The 18,720-nt window shown below is 58.0% G+C and carries 19 protein-coding genes; 16 read left to right on the top strand and 3 right to left on the bottom strand.

Features of this window, described 5'->3' with window-relative positions; genetic code table 11:
* Positions 1–59: 59 nt before the first annotated feature.
* On the bottom strand, positions 60–1,034 hold the full coding sequence (locus tag ACFOEV_RS05645; protein WP_386772163.1) for a GlxA family transcriptional regulator: 975 nt from the start codon (positions 1,032–1,034) through the stop codon (positions 60–62).
* 111 nt (positions 1,035–1,145) lie between these two features.
* Here ACFOEV_RS05645 and ACFOEV_RS05640 point away from each other — a divergent pair, with 111 nt between their 5' ends.
* Together ACFOEV_RS05640 and ACFOEV_RS05635 are read left to right on the top strand one after the other, a co-directional pair.
* Positions 1,146–1,985 (top strand): alpha/beta fold hydrolase, encoded by an 840-nt coding sequence (locus tag ACFOEV_RS05640; protein WP_386772162.1) that lies wholly within the window; start codon positions 1,146–1,148, stop codon positions 1,983–1,985.
* A 118-nt stretch (positions 1,986–2,103) separates the two neighbouring features.
* On the top strand, positions 2,104–2,661 hold the full coding sequence (locus ACFOEV_RS05635) for a cysteine hydrolase family protein (RefSeq protein ID WP_386772161.1): 558 nt from the start codon (positions 2,104–2,106) through the stop codon (positions 2,659–2,661).
* 61 nt (positions 2,662–2,722) lie between these two features.
* On the opposite strand, the gene ACFOEV_RS05630 is transcribed toward ACFOEV_RS05635, so the two are convergent.
* Positions 2,723–2,944, bottom strand: a complete 222-nt coding sequence (locus ACFOEV_RS05630) for a hypothetical protein (RefSeq protein ID WP_386772160.1) — start codon at positions 2,942–2,944, stop codon at positions 2,723–2,725.
* Positions 2,945–3,594: 650 nt separating this feature from the next.
* Here ACFOEV_RS05630 and ACFOEV_RS05625 point away from each other — a divergent pair.
* From ACFOEV_RS05625 to ACFOEV_RS05595, 7 genes are all read left to right on the top strand, one after another.
* Positions 3,595–3,804 carry a hypothetical protein gene (locus tag ACFOEV_RS05625; protein ID WP_386772159.1) on the top strand — a complete coding sequence of 70 codons (210 nt, stop codon included), beginning with the start codon at positions 3,595–3,597 and terminating at the stop codon, positions 3,802–3,804.
* 246 nt (positions 3,805–4,050) lie between these two features.
* The gene (locus tag ACFOEV_RS05620) at positions 4,051–4,197 is read left to right on the top strand and encodes a hypothetical protein (protein WP_386772158.1); all 147 of its coding nucleotides are present in this window, start codon (positions 4,051–4,053) and stop codon (positions 4,195–4,197) included.
* A 219-nt stretch (positions 4,198–4,416) separates the two neighbouring features.
* Complete coding sequence (gene rnk / locus ACFOEV_RS05615; protein ID WP_386772157.1) at positions 4,417–4,830, top strand: nucleoside diphosphate kinase regulator; 414 nt, start codon at positions 4,417–4,419, stop codon at positions 4,828–4,830.
* Positions 4,831–5,120: 290 nt separating this feature from the next.
* Positions 5,121–5,435, top strand: a complete 315-nt coding sequence (locus tag ACFOEV_RS05610; RefSeq protein WP_386772156.1) for a hypothetical protein — start codon at positions 5,121–5,123, stop codon at positions 5,433–5,435.
* Positions 5,436–5,455: 20 nt separating this feature from the next.
* A complete protein-coding gene (locus ACFOEV_RS05605; RefSeq protein WP_386772155.1) occupies positions 5,456–6,664 on the top strand; it encodes a M24 family metallopeptidase in 1,209 nt (402 codons plus the stop codon).
* Positions 6,665–6,771: 107 nt separating this feature from the next.
* A complete protein-coding gene (locus tag ACFOEV_RS05600) occupies positions 6,772–8,319 on the top strand; it encodes a BCCT family transporter (protein ID WP_386772154.1) in 1,548 nt (515 codons plus the stop codon).
* A complete protein-coding gene (locus ACFOEV_RS05595) occupies positions 8,319–9,077 on the top strand; it encodes a creatininase (protein ID WP_386772153.1) in 759 nt (252 codons plus the stop codon). Before ACFOEV_RS05600 ends, ACFOEV_RS05595 begins: the two co-directional genes overlap by 1 nt.
* Positions 9,078–9,120: 43 nt before the next feature.
* Here ACFOEV_RS05595 and ACFOEV_RS05590 read toward each other — a convergent pair whose 3' ends face one another.
* Positions 9,121–9,984 (bottom strand): LysR family transcriptional regulator, encoded by an 864-nt coding sequence (locus ACFOEV_RS05590; protein WP_386772152.1) that lies wholly within the window; start codon positions 9,982–9,984, stop codon positions 9,121–9,123.
* Between the two features lie 258 nt (positions 9,985–10,242).
* Between ACFOEV_RS05590 and ACFOEV_RS05585 the strand changes: the two genes are divergently transcribed.
* From ACFOEV_RS05585 to ACFOEV_RS05555, 7 genes are all read left to right on the top strand, one after another.
* Entirely contained in the window at positions 10,243–11,697 is a 1,455-nt protein-coding gene (locus ACFOEV_RS05585; RefSeq protein WP_386772151.1) for a sodium:solute symporter family protein, read from the top strand.
* A gap of 172 nt (positions 11,698–11,869) precedes the next feature.
* The gene (locus ACFOEV_RS05580) at positions 11,870–12,052 is read left to right on the top strand and encodes a hypothetical protein (RefSeq protein WP_386772150.1); all 183 of its coding nucleotides are present in this window, start codon (positions 11,870–11,872) and stop codon (positions 12,050–12,052) included.
* Positions 12,053–12,213: 161 nt separating this feature from the next.
* The gene (gene glyA / locus ACFOEV_RS05575) at positions 12,214–13,521 is read left to right on the top strand and encodes a serine hydroxymethyltransferase (protein ID WP_386772149.1); all 1,308 of its coding nucleotides are present in this window, start codon (positions 12,214–12,216) and stop codon (positions 13,519–13,521) included.
* A gap of 23 nt (positions 13,522–13,544) precedes the next feature.
* Positions 13,545–14,795, top strand: coding sequence for a sarcosine oxidase subunit beta family protein (locus tag ACFOEV_RS05570; RefSeq protein WP_386772148.1), 1,251 nt, complete (start codon positions 13,545–13,547; stop codon positions 14,793–14,795).
* A 155-nt stretch (positions 14,796–14,950) separates the two neighbouring features.
* Positions 14,951–15,304 (top strand): sarcosine oxidase subunit delta, encoded by a 354-nt coding sequence (locus ACFOEV_RS05565; RefSeq protein ID WP_386772147.1) that lies wholly within the window; start codon positions 14,951–14,953, stop codon positions 15,302–15,304.
* Positions 15,301–18,345, top strand: coding sequence for a sarcosine oxidase subunit alpha family protein (locus ACFOEV_RS05560; protein WP_386772257.1), 3,045 nt, complete (start codon positions 15,301–15,303; stop codon positions 18,343–18,345). The genes ACFOEV_RS05565 and ACFOEV_RS05560 overlap by 4 nt, the downstream gene beginning before the upstream one ends.
* Positions 18,338–18,720: sarcosine oxidase subunit gamma family protein (locus ACFOEV_RS05555; RefSeq protein WP_386772256.1), on the top strand; the 383-nt coding region annotated here is incomplete at its 3' end. The genes ACFOEV_RS05560 and ACFOEV_RS05555, both read left to right, overlap by 8 nt.

Here is an 18,720-nt window from a genome sequence, read left to right as displayed (position 1 = left end):
AACTCTTGAGCCTCGCCATGTTGGTCAGAAGGCTCATATCATCTCGAGCGAATCAACTGTTACCCGGCCGCGAAGCGCTGGCGGTATTCTCCTGGCGGTAGACCGACGATCCGTGCGAACACCTTGCGAAACGACGCTGGATCCTGGTAGCCGACCTCCCAGGCAACGCTCTCGACAGAAAGGCGACTGAACTGTAGGAATTCTCGCGCCCTCCCGACACGGAGCCTCTGGCAGTACTCTGATGTCGTCATGCCGGTGGCTTTGTGAAACCGGCGTTGAAACGTCCTTTCCTGTAGCCCCGAGATGCTCGCAAGCTTGCCAAGCGCTATGTCCTTGGCTTCGGTCTCTTGCAACCAGTGCTGCACTTTCAGGATGGCTGCATCGCCATGCAACAGTTTCGGCGAGAAAACACTGTAAAAGCGCTGCTCGCGCCCTGGAGGGTCGACCAGCAGGATGCGTGCCGTTTTTACCATGATATTCGGCCCCAGAAAGCGGTCGAGCAGCTTGAGGCCGAGATCCGTCCAGGCCATCGCGCCTCCAGCCGTGATGAGGTCGCCGTCATCGATGATGAGCCTGTCGACATCGAGATGCACCTTTGGGAAACGCGATTGGAACTGCTCCTCGTACAGCCAGTGTGTCGTCGCCACGCGTCCGTCCAGAAGTCCCGTCTCGGCCAGCACGAAAGCTCCTGCACATACGGAGGCCAAGGTGCCTCCTGCAGCATGGTGCCGCCGCAGCCAGTCGCTATAGGGGGCGGCAATCTCAGGCGTCGCAGGCTCGCCCAAAGAGGGTGGCACGACCAACACCGAGGGAGAGCCATCCTTCTCCGGCATCGTATCGAAGACCCGGCTGGGCAGCGCTTCAGAAGTCTCCTGCCGCCAATGACTGACCCGAATGGCTTTGCCGGTCGACTCTGCCTGAGGCACCGCGAACCGGTTCGCGAGCTCGAGCAGGTCTGTCATGCCGAGAACAGCCGAAAGCTGGGCTTCCGGATAGAGCAAAAGACCAATCTCGATCGGGTAGTTGGTGCTCATGTGTCGTAATCGCCCCTGATTATGTCGATATCGACAATGGTCAAGTCGACTACCGGAGGGCGATGATGTCAAGACGCTTCGACGAGCTTCACTCAAAGGAGGCAACAGACCATGACCGACATTGCCTATCAAACGATCAACATCGACGGGCTGGAGATTTTCTATCGGGAAGCGGGGGCGGCGGGCTCACCGAAGCTTTTGTTGCTTCATGGCTTCCCCAGCTCCAGTCATATGTTCCGCGATCTGATTCCATTGCTTTCCGACCGCTTCCATATCGTTGCGCCGGATCTGCCGGGATTCGGACAATCCGACAATCCGAAGGTCAACAGCTTCGATTACATCGCGGATACGATTGAGCGCTTCACCGAGATCATCGGCTTCAAACGCTTCGCGATTTATGTCTTCGACTACGGCGCGCCGATCGGTTTCCGACTGGCTATCCACCATCCGGAACGTATCACCGGAATTATCTCTCAGAATGGCAACGCCTATGCCGAGGGACTGAGTGATGGCTGGAACCCAATTCGCGCGTATTGGGAGAATGCCTCAGATGAGAACCGCGAAGCACTACGCAGCGTGATTACACTGGACATGGCCTATTATCAATACACGCATGGCGTGCCAGATGTTACCAAAGTCTCTCCTGACGGCTATACGCTCGATGCTTACTACCTGAATCGCCCTGGAGCTGATGACATCCAGCTCGATTTGCTGGGTGACTACAAGACTAATGTTGCACTCTACCCTGAGTTCCAGAAATATTTCCGCACCCACAAGCCACCGTTTCTGGCAGTGTGGGGGAGTAATGACCCGTTCTTCCTTCCCCCGGGGGCCGAAGCCTTTAAACGCGATATTCCTGACGCCGAGATTCTATTCTACGACTCCGGTCATTTTGCTCTGGAGACACATGCAGAGGAAATCGCGGTGGCCATTCGAAATTTCTTCTCCTGAGATTCAAGGCTCAATGAAATTATCATCGATACAAAAAGTATCGAATCATCGGCTTAGTTAAAGTCAAACAAGACAGCTATCAAGCAGACATGTTTTAAATTCAGACAAAGGAATAGATATGAGTCAACGTGCCATTATTGTCGTCGATATTCAGAATGAATACTTTTCCAACGGCAAGTTGCCGCTGGTAGGTATTGAAAAGGCAGCAGTGAATGCAGCTGCGGTCATTGAACACGCTCGTTCGACAAAGGATTTGATCATCCACGTTCGACATGAGTTCACCGATCCGGATGCGCCATTCTTCAATCCCGGCACAGAGGGGGCAGAAATTAACTCGGTTGTTGAGCCCCTGAAATCGGAAACGGTTCTCCTGAAGCATTATCCCAACTCGTTTCTTGAGACGGGCCTGAAAGAGATGCTGGATAAGCAGGGTATCGAAGAGGTCGTGGTCATTGGCGCCATGAGCCACATGTGTATCGACGCGACCAGTCGGGCGGCCTCGGATTTCGGCTATAAGACGACCATCATCCATGATGCTTGTGCCACGCTCGATCTTGAATTCGACGGAACGACAGTTCCAGCGGCTCAGGTCCACGCTGCGATGATGGCAGCCTTGGCCTTCGCTTATGGCACGGTGACAACCACAAGCGAACTTATTGCAGGAGGAACCCGTTAGGCAGAATTGGAGAATGCCCCATCAACCATCAAACCCGTATACCGAACAGAGTCAGCGGCATTCAGTGCTGCCTTGGCTTGGTGTATAACTCAAGCACACGCTGACCGTTCACCCATGCGGTCTCATCTTTAGCCAAGGCCTGACGGATGCCGAGCGCCTGTTTCTCTGTCACCTCGAAAAATGATTCGTGCTCTGTTTCGACATAAGGATAATCGAGGATGGCTCCCTCGTGGGTGGCAGAGATCTCCCCTCGGGTGAGTTGACGAGCGTGCCTGATGACCATCGTTGTCTCCTACCTGCATGGGCGCATTATGCTCAGAGTATGGACCGTAAGTGGCGGTTTTCCATGCTGTTGGTAAGTCAGAGAAATTGAATATGAACCTGCGACCTCTGCAAGCCCGTCGGCGCCTCCCCGTTATTGGCTCCCGCCGTCCGGGAGTTGGCCTCGAAGCCCAAGACCACAGGCACTATCGAATGGTCTCACTATTGTTTTTTTCCTAATAACTACACACGCCCCCTCATTCTGGTCTAATCTGATATGTAACAAAATGTGTGAAATTGTTTCTCGGGCTTGAGGGAGGCGACAGCTGGCATCCCTCCAAGCTTGGAAAGGGGAAGCGAAAACGTGCTGCTTCGTGGCGGTAGCGTGCCAAAGCGCATCCTCGGTAAGGACTCTACTGGCCGAGGTAATCTTGACCAATCCGGAAATGGCCGCGAAATCGCCGGCTGTTCTTGCCTTCGGGGTGACGGCAGGGTGGTTATTCTTCAATCTCAGCTTCTTCCTCCTTCGCCAAAGGCAGTCATGAGGCGTTCCGGAGCAAGGTGCTGCGGGGCCGCGCGAAGCCCCCCGATCAGACCAGATCAAAGCCAAGGCAAGCGCGCTGTCGTGAACTGGAGCATCCTGGCGCTGATGCGCCTACAGAGGTGATCACCATGTACTGGAGCAAGATCCACGCCGACTGTTGGTGCAACGAGTTCGGTGACGAGATCCACCGCTACGAGATCCTGGACGACGAGGACCAGTGCCAGGTCGAATACCATATCCACCGCGCAGGCGAGCATTTGCCCTGGAGCGGCAAGACCCACACGCTGGACGAGGCTCAGCGTCAGCTGCAGCACGGCCACGATACGTTGATGGCATGAGCTAGGACACGGAGTTTCCGCTGCTGCGAGTGGGCATGCTGCCTGTAGCATAGCCACCCCCGAACAGGTATTTGTTCAGTGCTTCCCTAAGATTGTCGTCAACACTAAGCCCTCTTCGGAGGGTTTTTTATTGTGAGCGTGGCGCTTGCCATGAGGCGAATGCTTTTTCACCAGTCAGGGCACGATAAGTCGATAATCATACGGGCGGTCTAATCTCTGTTATGAGAATGGAACAAGGAGGTACCAATGGCCTTGTCGTTCAAACCGCTAACCAAGGCAACTTGGCGCGACTTCGATGCGCTATTGGGCGCCTACGATGGTTGCAAGGGTTGCTGGTGCCTGCACTGGCGCCTGTCATTTGCCGACTGGAAGAAGCAACAAGGCGAGGCATGATGCCCGCCGGGAAGCAGGTGAAGTGGCACCTGAACGGGGTTAATCAAAGATTGCTTGCACGGGCCGGGCAGTGCTTATCGTAGTATTCTCTTGTCACGCTCTCGAGAAATACCGTAAAGTCGAACGAAGTAGAGTCCTTCCCCGCTTTGTGGGGAGGGGCTTTTTAGTTGGTTGATAGCCTTTGTTAATAACCCGTTGATTGGGATCGAGGAGAGAATCATGTCATCACGCCCATCCCTGATTATCAATCGTCTGGATGCTGAACGGCTTCAACGCTTGATCGAAAATGCCGATGACAAGGACTGGCCTGTAGCGGAAGCCTTGGAAGACGAGCTTTTACGCAGTGAAGTCGTGGATCCTGAGCAGGTGCCCAAGGATGTGGTCAGCATGAACAGCCGCATCCGCTTCACCGATCTGGTGCGCAAGCGTCAGTTGACACGTACGCTCGTGTACCCACATGCCCTTGCAAGCACCGAGGATGCTATTTCGATACTGGCTCCTATTGGAGCCGCTCTGCTGGGCTTGCGGGTGGGAGATACCATTGACTGGCCGCTGCCCGATGGAAGTGTATCCCAGTTGTATATCGATGCCATCCTCTGGCAGCCGGAGCAGCATAAACAGTTTCACCGCTAGGAACCCATGGCAGCCTTCGAGTTCACGTGTCAGGTGCCGACACCAGCGCTTTGGACTCGGGTTGGCCATTCCATATTCTGTCCTCATGCAGTCGAGTCGAGATACCCTGATACTGGGGTAACGCCGGGCGCGCGGTGTTTGCTCGACTGCGGGATTATTCTCTCATCTCATATCTAATCCATTGAAAAATATGCCCATTGGTCGACCCAATGGGCACATTTGGACTTGTAATTTGCTCTCGAGTCACTCCATGCCGATAGTTCGTCCAGTAACCAGGCGGTGGAGGCCATATGAAGAACTGGACACTGATTCTTAGAGCCAAGAGATCGGCTCCCGCCGGCATGATGCCCAGAGGACTGAAGAAGGAAATTTCCTCGATGCTCCGAGTAGAAGGATCCTACGCCATCAACCTCTCCGGTGTCAGATTGATTAGTTTCGACTTGATGGTCAAAGATGATGAGTTTTTCCATATAACCCGAGTTATCAGAATTCTCGAAGAGCGCTATAAGCTCGCGCTGTTCGAGTTTTCAGAGAAAGACTCATCGGCTAATGCCGATGGCGTTTCGATCAAGGTCGGGTCCAAACCTACCTTGAAAGTTGCTTAACCAAAGCACAGGAGAACAACATGCAACTTCCTTCCCTCATTGAAATTCCCAACGGCGAAAAGATCGTCCCCACATTCTCTGATGAAGAGATGCGGCGTCGTCTCGATAAATTGCGCAGCTATATGGCTGAGCATAGCGTTGATGCTGTGGTTCTAACTTCCTATCACAATATCAACTACTTCAGTGACTTCGTGTACTGCAAGTTTGGACGGGATTACGGCCTGGTGGTGACCCAGGACAACTTCACCACCGTGACGGCCAACATCGACGGCGGGCAGCCGTATCGGCGTAACCGCCTAGGCGATAACATCGTCTATACCGACTGGCAGAAGGACAACTTCTTCAAGGCCGTCAAGCAGCTCTGTGAAGGCAAGAAGCGGGTCGGCGTCGAGTTCGACCACCTCACCCTACAGAACCAGCAGAAGCTACTCGATGCCCTTGGCGATGTCGAACTGGTCGATATCGGCGTGCCGACCATGAAGATGCGCATGTTCAAGTCGGACGAGGAGATCGCCTTGATCCGTCAGGGAGCGCGTATCGCCGACGTGGGCGGTGTCGCGGTACGTGATGCTATCGCCGCCGGCGTGCCGGAGTATGAGGTGGCACTGGCTGGCCAGCGGGCCATGGTCCGCGAGATCGCCAAGACCTACCCCAACGGCGAGTTGATGGATACCTGGGTCTGGTTCCAGTCCGGCATCAACACCGATGGCGCCCATAACCCGGTGACCAGCCGCCGAGTGAAGCCAGGGGATATCTTGAGTCTTAACACGTTCCCGATGATCTCCGGCTACTACACAGCCCTGGAACGGACCCTGTTCTGCGAATATGCCTCTGATGAGCATCTGCGGTTATGGGAAGTGAATTGCAAGGTACACAAGCGAGGTCAGGAGCTGATCAAGGCCGGCGTACGTTGTTGCGACATCGCTCACGAGCTCAATGATATCTTCGCCGAGCATGATCTTCTGCAGTACCGCACCTTCGGCTACGGCCACTCTTTCGGCACCCTGAGCCACTACTATGGCCGTGAGGCGGGGCTGGAGTTGCGTGAAGACATCGAGACGGTACTCGAGCCCAACATGGTCGTCTCCATGGAGCCGATGATCATGGTTCCGGATGGGCGCCCCGGGGCCGGTGGTTACCGCGAGCACGACATCCTGGTGGTCAATGAGCACGGAGCCGAGAACATAACTGCATTCCCGTATGGCCCGAACCACAACATCATCAAGTAGCATCCAAGGGGGCATGGCCCCCTTTTTGCACAAGAACAATGACTATAGGAGTGTTCGGTATGGTCCTTCACTCAGGCCCCTTTAGGGGGGTGAATCCACTGGTTACCATGGTATCAGTACTGATCATGGTCGCCTTTATATCCCTTGCCATACTCTTCCCCGAGGCAGCGACGGGGCTGATCGACAGGGGAAGAACCTATGTGACCTTCTATTTCAATTGGTGGTATGTCGGCCTGGCGGCGAGCTTCCTGATTTTCCTCCTGGCCCTGGCTTTCAGCAAGTATGGGCGCTTGAAGCTGGGAGAAGAGGATGAAAAGCCGGAGTTCGGCTACTTTACATGGTTTGCGATGCTGTATGCGGCCGGCCAAGGCATTGGCATTATCTTCTGGTCCATCGCTGAGCCCATCATGCATCTCTCGCACGGGACACCATTCTCGTCGGCGGTAGGCAACGGAGAAGCCGCAGATGTCGCCATGCGTCTCGCCTACTTCCACTGGGGACTCAATGCCTGGGCCATCTACTGCATCGTTGCCCTCGGCCTGGCCTTGATGGCCTATCGATATGGTAAGCCACTGAGCATCCGCTACACGCTCTATCCAATCCTGGGGGAGAAGGTCAATGGGTGGATTGGTAACCTCATCGATATCATTGCCGTCTTTGCCACCCTTTTTGGTATCGCAACCTCTCTGGGGCTGGGTGTTCAGCAAATCAATTCTGGTCTTAATTATCTATGGGATGTGCCTGTCAATAATCTGGTGCAGGTCACGTTGATCGGCGTGATCACCGTTCTGGCACTCATCTCGGTTCTCACGGGACTGAAGCGGGGTATCAAGTATCTTTCGCAGGCCAATATGTGGCTGACCTTCCTGCTGCTCGCCTTCTTCTTCATCTTCGGCCCGACGCGTTACATCATCGGCGGCTTTCTGGACTCCGTGGGTGACTATGCCAGGTCGGTGATTCCCCTGAGCTTCTATACCGGCAGCAATGTGACCGCAGCGAATGGTGCCGAGTCATGGCAGGACTCCTGGCAGGGCTGGTGGACCGTCTTCTATTGGGGATGGTGGATGTCCTGGGCTCCCTTCGTTGGGGTCTTCGTGGCGAGGGTCTCGAGGGGCAGAACCATCCGTGAATTCATCCTCGGCGTGGTAGGGGTTTCATCCCTGCTCTCCTTTGTCTGGCTATCGGCCTATGGCGGCACGGCGATCTACGAGGAGCTGTTTGGCAGCGGGGGCATTGCAGACGCCGTCGCCAACGATGTCTCTCTGGCGCTCTATGCTACCTTCACGGCCATGGACGTTGGCATCGTCGGGGTGCTGGCCGGATTCTTCGGTACGGTGCTGGTAGCAACCTACTTCATCACTTCGTCTGACTCGGGAACCCTTGTCATTACCACCATCCTCAGTGAGGGGGATCCGCACCCGCTTTCCAGGCACCGCGTATTCTGGGGTGTCATGGAGGGGGCCATCGCAGCCGTACTGCTGCTGGTGGGAGGCGCCTGGGCGTTGTCGACCCTGCAGACTGCCGCCATCCTGTCGGCATTGCCCTTCTCGGTGATCATGCTCCTGATGGCCTATTCGATTCTGCGAGCCGTTCAGAATGATAGCTACTTTCGCCAGCAATACTCGGTGAAATCTTTTGCGGGAGAAAAGGGTTGATGAAGAAGGTCAAGCTAGCGGAAATGGACTGGGTGTCCTATCACGACAGGGTGAAGGATGGGAGATGCAAGATAGTGATGCCGGTGGGCGCTATCGAACAGCATGGACCGCATATGTCCCTGAACCCTGATGTACTGATTCCGGAACATATTGCCTGCCGGGTCGCCGAGCGTAGCAAAAATATGCTGGTCGCTCCCCCGATTGCCTATGGCTACAAGTCGCAGGTCAAGTCGGGAGGCGGGAACTTCTTCCCGGGGACTACCTGTGTCAGTGGTCGCTCCCTGGAGGAGTATGTCTATGATGTGATTCTCGCCTTCCTGGAGCACGGGAACCGGGAGTTTCTCATTATCAATGGGCATTTCGAGAACTCCATGTTCCTGGTCGAAGCGGCCGACCGTGCCGTGAAGTACGCCAGGCTGTCAGGGATAGAGCTGAAGGTGGTCCTGCTCTCCTATTGGGACTTTATCAGTGAGGCTACCGTCAAGAAGGTGTTCCCCGATGGATTCTCAGGGTGGGCGGTCGAGCATGGAGGCGTGCTGGAAACCTCAATCATGCTGAGAATTCATCCCGACTTGGTGGACATGTCGAAGGTGGTCGATGTTCCGCCTGCGGAGTTTCCACCCTACGATGTCTTTCCTCCCGATCCGACCTGGGTGCCGAGTTCAGGGACCTTGTCGTCCCCGTCGCAGGCGACATCCGAAAAGGGAGAATGGATACTCGCTGAGTGTATAGAGAAGATTGCCGAGACGTTCTCCTGAGCATGGGGGCATTGTCAGCCGTGAGGCTCCGGCAATGCCCCCTTTAGATATTGGCCAGTCCGGAGCGCAGGAAGTCAAGCACGTGGCGGGACGCGATGTTGAGCTCCCGCTCCTTGTAATATAAACCGATGCATACTCTTTCCAGCTCGGGAAGGCTCTTGGAACTGGCAGCATGCTTCAGGTGCTCGGGAATCACCGATTTCGCCATTGCGGTTATGCCGAGCCCCTCCTCGACGGCGGAAAATATCCCCAGCAGGCTGGTGCTCGTATACATGAACCGGCAAGGATGGTGGTGCTCTTGTAGGGACTCTTCCATGATGGAACGGTAGACACACCCTTGGGGATAAGCGATCAAGGGAATAGGATCATCATATCCGTCGATAAGTCGACTATCCTTGTAAACCCATTCCAGGCTTTCCAGGCGGTAGTCGCGAGAGTCTCTCTCATCATTTACCTTGGCTCGCTCCATAGCCAAGGCAATATCATAGTAACCCTTCTGATATCGCTGGAGTATCACCTTGCTGATTTCACTATCAACTTCCACGATAATGTTTGGGTATACACGAGACAGGTTTCGTAGCGCCTTGGGGAGAAATGCCAGTTCGAAGTCGTTGGGTATGCCGAGTCTAACTTTACCAGATACATTGTCTCCCCTGATCTTGGCGATGATCTGATCGTTTATCTCAAGGATCTGACGTGCAGCTTCGTAGAGATATTCACCATCCTCGGTTAGCTCCAGGCTCGAGCCTCTCAGGAAAATCTTGGTGTTCAGGATCTCTTCGAGTTTCTTCACCTGAAGGCTGATGGCCGGTTGTGAGCGGCCAAGAAGTTCGCCTGCACTGGTGAAGCCTCCCAAGTCCTTGATGGTTACGAATGTCCTCAAGAGATCTGTTGGGATGTTCTTCATAATTGCCTCATTGACATGTGTGATGCCTGCATTTGCTTTTCAAATTGGTTGCATGAAGAATCATAAAATACCTTGATGAATGACTTTGAGCAAGACCTCCATCTTGTTCTTGAAATTAATCAATAATAAAAGGATGAAATATGGATTCCTGGGTGTTAATGACCTTCTTAATATTGACAGTCTACATGATTGTTCATGCCGGGGCGGCCTACTTATGCCGAGAAATAAAACGAAAGAGACAAGAGGGGTAATGCAGCCGTGGATTCATTCAAGCTGTTCAACTGGGGCCTCCTGATACTGACTTTCGGTCTATTGATATTCCTGGGCTATCTATCATCGAAAATGATGAAGAGGGGGGACGAAGGGGGATTCCTTGTTGCTGGGCGCTCCTTGGGTGCCTTCGTTGGTGCAGGCACCATCGTGGCGACCGGCTTCAGCGGATGGGGCTTCATGGGATCACCCGGCGTTACCTACCAGTTCGGGGCGATCGAGGTGCTCGGGAATTTCTTCTTCGCCCCTGCCATGATGATCGCCGTGTTGTACTTCGCCCGCTTTCTGCAGCGTAAGGCGGTCGACATGGGTAGCAATACCATTCCGGAGTATATTGCACAAATCCACGGCGGCGGGACCATGGGACGAGTGGTACAAGGGGTCGCAGCCTTCATCACCATCATCTTGTTGCTGGTCTTCCTGACCAGTCAGATCAAGGCGGTCGGGCTGCTGGGAGCCAGTTGGCTGGGTATCGAACTCAATCAGAGCGCTTCCCTCATGGTCGGTGTCATCATCATCTATACCATGCTAGGAGGGCTCGCCGCAGTGGCATGGACAGACACGGTGATGGTATGTGGTATGGCGCTCGCTGCGGTAATAATCGTTGTCCAGCTAGTTACATCGGTGGACCTGTCGTCCTGGGAAGCCTCACTGAATGCCATCGACCCGGAGCTGCTCAATCCAACTACCGGTGCCCACTACGGCGATCATCCTGGCACGGTATTCCTGGTGCTGCCTTATGCTTTTCTTTTCGCCGCGGTGTTGCCGTTCATGGCGATTCGATTTCTAGCCTTCAAGCCCGATGTCAAGCTCCACAAGGTCGGCATATACGTGGCCATTCTTGGTGCCCTATTGAGCCTGATACCGCTCGTCGGCTTGTATGTCAGGATGCAAATGCCGGAATTGGCCGACCCGGACAACGCCATGCCGGTCTATCTCGAAAATTTCATGCATCCCGCCCTGCAGGGTATCATTACGCTCTTCATCATCTTTGCCATGAAGTCCACAGCGAATTCGTTGCTGCATACCGTTGCCTCTGCGACATCCCATGACATGAGACTGGCACTGTTCAAGGACTCGATCAGCAGCGCAACGTTGGCACTATTCATCAATCGTGCGGCTGTTCTCGGGCTTGGCATAGTGGCACTGTTGATGATGCTCTACGCACCACCCTTCATGCTGTCCTGGCTAGGGATTCTCGGCACAGGCACATTGTTGGCCAGCATGATTGGTCCGGTGTTCATATCGACCTTCTGGCAAGGTTCGCCCTGGGGCGCACTGGTGGCCATGCTGGCCGGATTTGGCACCAGTGGGTACATGATGCTCTTTGCGGATGTCGGCTGGCTGATCGGGCCACTCACAGGGTGTGTCGTCTCCTCAGCTTGCTATATTGTGGTTTCGCTACTGACGCCACGTCCTGCCTTCCAAAAACTCAGTGTTTGATATGGTTCTGCTACGGTCGGCGTCATGTCGGCCGTAGTTGCTTTGTGTCCAGTGACAAAGTAGCTCAATGTCAAGTGTGAAGTTATTGATACAGAAGGCCTCGGAATAGTTTGAAACTTGGGCTGACATAAGCCCTGTTCCATGCTGCAATGGTCTCAATCTGATTGCCTGTGTGCGCACCACCCTCTGCGACGGCCTGGCTGATGGTTTTCGCACCATTGCTGTCAAGGAGTGCATCGGAGATCGTGTGCCGGGTGCCGTGGCCTGGAATCTCTTCGATATTGATGCCAAGTTCGCTGATGTCGAATCCGTCGATCGCTGTGTGGATTATCTGAATACCGTTGGCAAGAACTGACGTTATCGACTCTAGCAAGAGCGAGCTCCCGGGCTCGCTTTTGTTTTTATGAATTTTCAACTTATCGCCGCATAAGCATTTCAAATTTGTCCTGATCATTGGCGGTCGATAACTTCCTCGATGAGGCTCTCGAACTCTTATTCAATAACAAGGAGCAACTTATGCCTAATGCACGCCTTCATGACTTTGATCCCCAAGTAGCCGCCGCCATCGCCGACGAGGTAGCGCGACAGGAGGCACACATCGAGCTGATCGCCTCCGAGAACTACACCAGCCGCGCTGTGATGGAAGCCCAGGGCACCCAGCTGACCAACAAGTACGCCGAGGGCTATCCCGGCAAGCGCTACTACGGCGGCTGCGAGCATGTCGACGTGGTCGAGCGTCTGGCCATCGAGCGCGCCTGCGACCTGTTCGGCGCCGATTACGCCAACGTCCAGCCGCATTCCGGCGCTCAGGCCAACGCCGCGGTGTTCATGGCACTAATCAAGCCGGGCGACACCGTTTTGGGTATGAGCCTGGCGCATGGCGGCCACCTGACCCATGGCGCTGCACCGAACTTCTCCGGTAAGCACTACCATGCGGTGCAGTATGGCCTGAGCCCCGACACCAGCGAGATCGACTACGAGGAAGTCAAGCGTCTGGCACGCAGCCACAAGCCCAAGCTGATCATCGCCGGCTTCTCCGCCTATTCCCGGGTGGTCGACTGGCGGCGCTTCCGTGCCATCGCCGACGAGGTCGGTGCCTACCTGATGGTCGACATGGCCCATGTCGCCGGCCTGGTCGCCGCCGGCCTGTACCCCAGCCCGCTGCCGCATGCGCATGTGGTGACCACCACCACCCACAAGACCCTGCGCGGCCCGCGCGGTGGGTTGATCCTCTCCGCCCACGGCGACGAGGCGCTGTACAAGAAGTTGAACGGTGCCGTGTTCCCGGGCCAGCAGGGCGGCCCGCTGATGCACGTGATCGCGGCCAAGGCGGTGGCCTTCAAGGAGGCCATGAGCCAGGATTTCGTGCGCTACCAGACCCAGGTGATCGCCAATGCCAAGGCCATGGCCCAAGTGTTCGTCGAGCGTGGCTTCGACGTGGTCTCCGGGGGCACCGATGACCACCTGTTCCTGGTGTCGCTGATCCAGCAGGGCGTGACCGGCAAGGACGCCGACGCGGCGCTGGGCCGGGCGCATATCACCGTCAACAAGAACACTGTCCCCAACGACCCGCAGAGCCCCTTCGTGACCTCCGGGCTGCGCCTCGGAACCCCGGCGGTGACCACCCGCGGTTTCGATGAGGCGGAGTGCGCCGAACTAGCCGGCTGGATCTGCGACATCATCGATGTCTTGGCCGAGCGCCGCAGCACCGACGCGGTCGAGGACGAGGTGCGCGAGAAGGTGGCCGAGCTTTGCGAGCGCCACCCAGTCTCTGGCACGGCATCGGTCGGCACCGGCGCGGTTAGCGAGACGTCCCTCGCCTGAATCCATCCGTCAGGAGAATCCGTATGCAACGTTATTCAGGCTTCGGGCTGGTCAAGCACGCGCTGAGCCACCACGAGAACTGGGAGCGCCAATGGCGCAATCCCACGCCCAAGAAGCAGTACGACGTGATCATCGTCGGCGGCGGCGGCCATGGTCTGGCCACCGCCTACTACCTGGCCAAGGAGCACGGTATCCGTAATGTGGCGGTGGTCGAGAAGGGCTGGCTGGGGGGCGGCAACACCGCCCGCAACACCACCATCGTGCGCTCCAACTACCTATGGGATGAGTCAGCGGCGCTCTACGAGCACGCGATGAAGCTGTGGGAAGGGTTGTCGCAGGACCTCAACTACAACGTGATGTTCTCCCAGCGCGGTGTGATGAACCTGGGGCACACCCTGCAGGACATGCGTGACATCCAGCGGCGGGTCAACGCCAATCGTCTCAATGGCATCGACAGCGAGGTGCTCACGCCCGAGCAGATCCAGGAGATCGTCCCGGTCATGGACTGCTCAAAGAACGCTCGCTACCCGATCCTGGGTGCCTCCTGGCAGCCGAGGGCCGGGGTGGCCCGCCACGATGCCGTGGCCTGGGGCTATGCACGGGCTGCCGATGCGCTCGGCGTCGACCTGTTGCAGAACACCGAGGTCACCGGCTTCAAGATCCGCGATGGCCGCGTTTACGGGGTGCACACCAACCGCGGCGACATCGAGGCGAAGACCGTGGGCTGCGTGGCGGCCGGCAACTCCGGGGTGCTGGCGAAGATGGCCGGCTTCCGGCTGCCGCTGGAGTCCCATCCGCTGCAGGCGTTGGTGTCCGAGCCGCTCAAGCCGATTCTCGACACCGTGGTGATGTCCAACCATGTCCACGGCTACATCAGCCAGACCGACAAGGGCGACCTGGTGATCGGCGCCGGCATCGACGGCTACAACGGTTATGGCCAGCGCGGCAGCTATCCCACCGTGGAGCACACCCTGCAGGCCATCGTCGAAATGTTCCCGATCTTCTCGCGGGTGCGCATGAACCGCCAGTGGGGCGGCATCGTCGACACTTGCCCGGACGCCTGCCCGATCCTGTCGAAGACGCCGGTCAAGGGGCTGTTCTTCAACTGCGGCTGGGGCACCGGCGGCTTCAAGGCCACGCCGGGCTCGGGCCATGTGTTCGCCGCGACCCTGGCCAAGGGCGAGATGCATCCCCTTGCCGCGCCGTTCAGCATCGATCGTTTTAATACCGGTGCCCTGGTGGACGAGCATGGCGCTGCCGGCGTAGCTCACTAACCAGGATCAGGTCCAGAACAACATCAGCGAGCGGGGAAGGGGCCAAGCAAGGCGTCTTTTTCAGGGATGAAAAAGCCGAGCGTCCAGGGATGGATTCATAGCGTCCTTGCGGGGCCCTTGCCGCGCTAGCGATCTCCTCGAGGAGAACAAACACCATGTTTTACATCTACTGCCCTTACTGCGGCGAACACCGCGAGGAAGAGGAGTTTCACCCCAAGGGTCAGGCACACATCATGCGGCCCGCGGACCCCGACGCCTGCTCGGACAAAGAGTGGGGCGATTACCTGTTCTTCCGCGACAACCCGCGCGGTGTCCACCATGAGTTGTGGGTGCACGCCGTCGGTTGCCGCAAGTTCTTCAATATCACGCGGCACACGGTGACCTACGAGATCCTCGAGACCTACAAGATGGGTGAGCAGCCGTCGATCACCGCGGAGACGTATGCGCCCGCAGCGACACAGCCGTCCGCGTCGGAAGAAGCCGCAAAGCAAGCAGGAGTCCGGGCATGAGCCAGCAACAGCCGAATCGTCTTCAAGCCGGTGGTCGCATCGATCGTTCCCGTCGTCTTAGCTTCACCTTCAATGGCAAGCGCTACCAGGGCCATGCCGGTGATACCCTGGCCTCGGCCTTGCTGGCCAACGGGGTGGACATCGTCAACCGCAGCTTCAAGTACTCGCGGCCGCGCGGTATCGTCGCCACCGGTGCCGAGGAGCCCAATGCGCTGGTCCAGCTGGGCAGCACCGAGGCGGCCCAGGTGCCTAACGTGCGCGCCACCCAGCAAGCGCTGTTCGACGGCCTCACGGCACAAAGCACCAACGGCTGGCCCAACGTACAACGGGATGTCATGAGCCTGGTCGGCAAGCTGGGCGGACGCTTCATGCCGCCCGGCTTCTACTACAAGACCTTCATGGCGCCGGCCTCGATGTGGCTGACCTACGAGAAGTTCATCCGCAAGGGCGCCGGCCTGGGACGCAGTCCAATGGAGCGCGATCCCGACCAATATGATCATCTGCATCAGCACTGTGACCTGCTGGTGATCGGTGCGGGACCGGCTGGCCTGGCCGCGGCATTGACGGCGGCGCGCAGCGGGGTCCGGGTGATCCTCTGCGACGAGCAGGAGGAGATGGGAGGCTCACTGCTGGACAGCCGCGAGCTCCTTGACCACCGGCCCGCCGCCCAGTGGGCTGAGCACGTGATTGCCGAGTTGTCGGGGTTTGACAACGTCACTCTGCTGCCGCGCACCACCGCCAATGGCTACCATGATCACCACTTCGTGACGCTGCACGAGCGGCGCACCGAGCATCTCGGCGAGACGGCTCCCATCAAGGACGGGCGGCGCCAGGTACGTTCGCGTATGCATCGTGTTCGCGCCGGTCAGGTGCTGCTGGCCACCGGCGCCCACGAGCGGCCACTGGTCTACGGCAACAACGACGTGCCGGGCAACCTGCTGGCCGGTGCCGTGTCCAGCTATATCCGGCGCTACGGGGTGGTGCCGGGGCAGAAGCTGGTGCTCTCCACCACCAACGATCACGCCTACCGGGCGGCCCTGGACTGGGAGGAGGCCGGTCGCGAGGTGGTGGCCATCGTCGATGCCCGCCCCTCGCCGGATGGCGAACTGGTCGAGCAGGCCCGCGCCCGCGGCATCCGGGTCATCCCCGGCAGTGCCGTGCTCGAGGCCAAGGGAGGCACCCGCGTGAGCGGCGCCCTCGTCGCTACCATCGACGCCGACGCCTTCAAGGTCACCGGCCAGGCCGAGACCCTGGCCTGCGATACCATCGCCAGTTCCGGCGGTTATAGCCCGGTGATCCACCTGGCGTCGCACACCGGCGCCCGGCCGACCTGGGACGAGGCGATCCTCGGCTTCGTGCCGAGCCTGGTCAAGGGGGTGCACGCCGCCGGTAGCGCCCGGGGGGTGCATGATCTGGCCGAAGGGTTGGCCGATGGCATCGCCATGGCGTTGCGGGCGCTGGATACCCTAGGCCGCCCGGCCAAGGCCATCGCGCTACCCCAGGTCGATGTCCGCCGGGAAGGAGCCGCCTGCGCGCTCTACCAGGTGCCTCACGAGAAGCCGACCCTGCGTGCGCCCAAGCAGTTCGTCGACCTGCAGAACGACGTCACCGCGGCGGCCATTGAGCTGGCCACCCGCGAGGGCTTCGAGTCCATTGAGCACGTCAAGCGCTACACCGCCATGGGCTTCGGTAACGACCAGGGCAAGCTTGGCAACATCAACGGCATGGCCATCGCCGCGCGCTGCCTGGGACGTACGATTCCCGAGGTGGGCACTACAGTGTTCCGTCCCAACTACACGCCGGTGACCTTCGGCGCCATCGCCGGTCGTCACTGCCGTGAGCTGTTCGATCCCGAGCGCTATACCGCCCTGCACCAGTGGCACGTGGAGCACGGTGCCGAGTTCGAGGACGTCGGCCAGTGGAAGCGTCCCTGGTACTTCCCGCGCCAGGTGAACGGCAAGCTCGAAACGCTTGACGAGGCGGTGGCTCGGGAGTGCCTGGCCGTCCGCCAGGGGGTAGGTGTCCTGGACGCTTCGACCCTGGGCAAGATCGACATCCAGGGGCCAGACGCTCGTGAGTTCCTGGGCCGTATCTACACCAACAAGTGGGCCAAGCTGGCTGTCGGGCGGGTGCGCTACGGGCTGATGTGCAAGGACGACGGCATGCTGATGGACGACGGTACCACCAGCTGCCTGGGTGAGAATCACTTCCTGATGACCACCACCACCGGCGGTGCGGCCGGGGTGATGGAGTGGCTGGAACTGTGGCACCAGACCGAGTGGCCGGAGCTCGAGGTGTATTTCACCTCGGTTACCGACCACTGGGCGACCATGACGGTGACCGGGCCGGATGCCAGGAAGTTATTGTCGGAAGTCACCGACATTGACCTGGACAAGGATCAGTTCAAGTTCATGGACTGGCGTGAAGGGAAGGTCGCTGATGTACCGGCACGGGTCTTCCGCATCTCCTTTACCGGCGAGCTGGCCTACGAGATCAACGTCCAGGCCAACTACGCCATGCACGTGTGGAAGACACTCTTCGAGCACGGCGACAAGTATGGCCTGACGCCCTACGGCACCGAAACCATGCACGTGCTGCGCGCCGAGAAAGGGCTGATCATCGCCGGCCAGGACACCGATGGCTCGGTGACTCCGGAAGACCTGGGTATGCAGTGGGCAATCGGTTACGACAAGCCGTTCTCGTGGATCGGCAAGCGTGCGCTGTCGCGCCCCGACACCAAGCGCAGCGACCGCAAGCAGCTGGTGGGGCTCAAGCCCAAGGATCCCAAGGTGGTGCTGGAGGAGGGCGCCCAGATCGTCTTCGATTCGAAGCATCCGATTCCCATGCCGATGGTTGGCCATGTGACCTCCAGCTATTACAGCGCCATTCTTGGACACGGCATCGCTCTGGCAGTGGTCAAGGGCGGCCATCACAAGATGGGCGAGACCGTCTATCTGCCCATGGCGGATGGACAAGTTCACGAGGCCGAAATCGTTAGTAATGTCTTCTACGATCCCAAGGGGGAGCGCCTGCATGCCTAATTCGGTTGCCCAAAACATCAAAACCTTCGATACGCACCCCGAAATATCGGTGGCGGTCGAATCGCCACTGGCCTACTCGTACCAGCGTTCCAAGGCTCCGACTCCGGCTTCTGACGGTAGGAGAGGGGCTGTATTGCGCGAGCGGCCATTGCTCGGCCACTTGATCCTGCGCGGCGGTACTATCGTCCTCGACGAAGCGCTGCGTGAGGAGTTGGGGATCACTCTGCCCGGCCAGCCCCAGGGGCTCGCGCTCGATGCTTCCGGCGAACGCTCCATCCAATGGCTGTCGCCCGACGAATGGCTGGTCATTGTCCCCGCTGGCGAGGAGTTCGAGCTAGAGAACCGCCTGCGTGCACGTCTCGGCGATGCCCACTT

Origin of the sequence: Litchfieldella rifensis (assembly GCF_042646605.1) — a bacterium.
Classification (GTDB): Bacteria; Pseudomonadota; Gammaproteobacteria; order Pseudomonadales; family Halomonadaceae; genus Litchfieldella; species Litchfieldella rifensis.
The sequence above is the reverse complement of the archived record's forward strand: the minus strand, read 5'-3'. Positions and strand labels throughout refer to the sequence as shown.